The following is a 1,998-nucleotide window of genomic DNA, read 5'->3' as shown; positions in this document are numbered from 1 at the left end:
GTGCGAAGCGTGTCGTCGAGGTCGAGTCCTGACGTGACCGCAAGCATCGCCTCGAGCAGCCCGTCGACGTGATCTCGGGCATCGACGATCTGCGCGATGCGTTCCTGCACCTCGGTCAAGAGCTCACGGAGCCGCAGCTCGGACAGGCTACCGAGTAGCGGACCCCGGTCGCGCTCATCCGGTTGACGGGTCACGAGACGCATTCTCCCACGTAGTGGCGTGCCGCATGACGGAACCGCTACTGGACTCAGGGCTTCGCCCGTCAGGTGTCGGACGGTCTCGACGGCATCTTCGTGGCAAGTACCGCTGCCTGAGTCCTGCGCTCCACCCCCAGCTTGGTCAGCAGCCTGGACACGTAATTCTTGACGGTTTTCTCGGCAAGGAACATCCGCGCAGCAATCTGACGGTTCGTCAGCCCCTCACCGAGCAGGGCGAGGAGTGTCCGTTCCTGATTGGTCAGATGCCCAAAGATTCCTTCCTTCTCACTGGCGTTCGCGCGGACCTTCACCATCAGAGCAGCGGCGGCGCGACTGTCGAGGAGCGACTTGCCGGCCCCGACGTCGTGGACCGCCTGGGTCAGTTCCATACCCCGGATGTCCTTCACGACGTATCCACTGGCCCCGGCGAGAATCGCGTCGAGCATCGCCTGGTCGTCCGTGAACGAAGTGAGGATGAGGCAATGCAATTCCGGCATCAGTGAGTGCAGTTCGCGGCACAGTTCGATTCCATTGCCGTCGGGGAGTCTTACGTCGAGGACTGCAACGTCCGGTTTCAGTGCGGGCACTCGTGCCATCGCCTGAGAGTAGGAGGCGGCTTCACCGACGACGGTCAGGTCGGGGTCGGCGGTGAGGAGGTCCGCGATTCCGCGCCGGACGACCTCGTGATCGTCCACGAGAAAGACGTTGATCATGCGGCAACCTCCAGTCTTGCTGTGTGATCGCTCCGGAAAATCAGACTACGCCGAGATCAGCAGGCATCCGAAGCGTCCCACTCGAGGGCCTCCGGCGGTTATCGAGCAGCTGGACGAACCTGGCTCGCCCCATGCCGGCGTGGCCGGTGGGGCATCAACATCGCCGCCGCCAGACCGACGGTGGCGATGAGTGTCGCGGCAGCGCCGACTCCGACGAGGGGGGTTGCGAGCCAGGCGCCGAGCAGGACGACCAGGCCTGCGGCCGCTGCCCCTGACACCACTGAGAGCGCGAAGCCGGCGGGATGCACGTACAGAAACTCCTCAGGTTCGTCGTCTCGGCGGTGACGATCGTCGCGCGGCGATGCGGTGGCGTGGCCTTCGAACATGATGTTCCTCGTTCCCTCGCCGACGGGTGGTTCCGATGTCGTGCGCCGGCTCTTCTGCAACGGTGCGATAACGGCGCGCTCGATTCCAGGGCCGAAAGTCACTCTTCTCGGGTTTTCGCGGGAGAACTGCGCGGCAATTGTGGCTCTCGGCCACTCTTCCGAGGCCGGTCCGGCCCCTGTCATCCCTGCAAATGACCTTGGGCCCTAGCCGCTCACCTCGTGCGCGCAAGGCTCGAAAACAGGAGGACGGTCCGAGGAGGCTGTGATGATCCTGATCAGGCACTGCCCTGGTGGCGCCTGGCGCCCTGGAGCCGAAATCCCCTCATGCGTGCCACGGACCGATGCGACTCCGTCGTCGCGGCCGTCCTGATCACATTCATCCTGATCGTGGTTCCGTTCGGTGGACGGCACCGGACGGCACCCTGCGCTCGACCGCCGTGGAAACCAGACCCGGCACGCACAGCGGCGACACGGTCACCGTAGGGGTGGACACAAACGGCAACGTCGTCGCCGAGCCCCGTTCTCGAGTGCAGAACGCGGCGATCGCCGTGAGCGCGGCACTGTCGGTCTGGGCGGCCGCGGCAGTCGGCTCCCTCCTGCTGTACTCGGGGGTGCGCTGGACGAACGGCCGACGCCGGATGCGCCAGTGGGATCGAGAGTGGAACGATCGCGGCCGCACACCCGGATGGCCGGTCAGCTGAC

General features: G+C 65.4%; 2 protein-coding genes and 2 pseudogenes. 1 reads left to right on the top strand and 3 read right to left on the bottom strand.

From position 1 onward, the window contains the following. The 3 genes and pseudogenes from AC1D1G_RS44715 to AC1D1G_RS44705 all read right to left on the bottom strand — a co-directional run. Nucleotides 1-194: pseudogene (locus AC1D1G_RS44715) on the bottom strand (histidine kinase); the annotation flags it as partial. A 68-nt stretch (nucleotides 195-262) separates the two neighbouring features. Continuing rightward, the gene (locus tag AC1D1G_RS44710) at nucleotides 263-910 is read right to left on the bottom strand and encodes a response regulator transcription factor (RefSeq protein WP_477956886.1); all 648 of its coding nucleotides are present in this window, start codon (nucleotides 908-910) and stop codon (nucleotides 263-265) included. Between the two features lie 98 nt (nucleotides 911-1,008). Continuing rightward, a complete protein-coding gene (locus AC1D1G_RS44705) occupies nucleotides 1,009-1,296 on the bottom strand; it encodes a hypothetical protein (RefSeq protein ID WP_280783210.1) in 288 nt (95 codons plus the stop codon). A 324-nt stretch (nucleotides 1,297-1,620) separates the two neighbouring features. Between AC1D1G_RS44705 and AC1D1G_RS44700 the strand changes: the two are divergent. Then, nucleotides 1,621-1,997 (top strand): annotated as a pseudogene (locus AC1D1G_RS44700) (Rv1733c family protein). Nucleotide 1,998: the final 1 nt, after the last annotated feature.

Source organism: Rhodococcus sp. P3_B8 (genome assembly GCF_056402775.1).
Note: the sequence above shows the minus strand (reverse complement) of the source record. Positions and strands in the feature narration are given on the sequence as shown.

Bases quoted from the DNA above. Each gene is read 5' to 3' on its own strand.
- AC1D1G_RS44710 (WP_477956886.1), bottom strand. From the start codon at position 910: ATGATCAACGTCTTTCTCGTGGACGATCACGAGGTCGTCCGGCGCGGA.
- AC1D1G_RS44705 (WP_280783210.1), bottom strand. From the start codon at position 1,296: ATGTTCGAAGGCCACGCCACCGCATCGCCGCGCGACGATCGTCACCGC.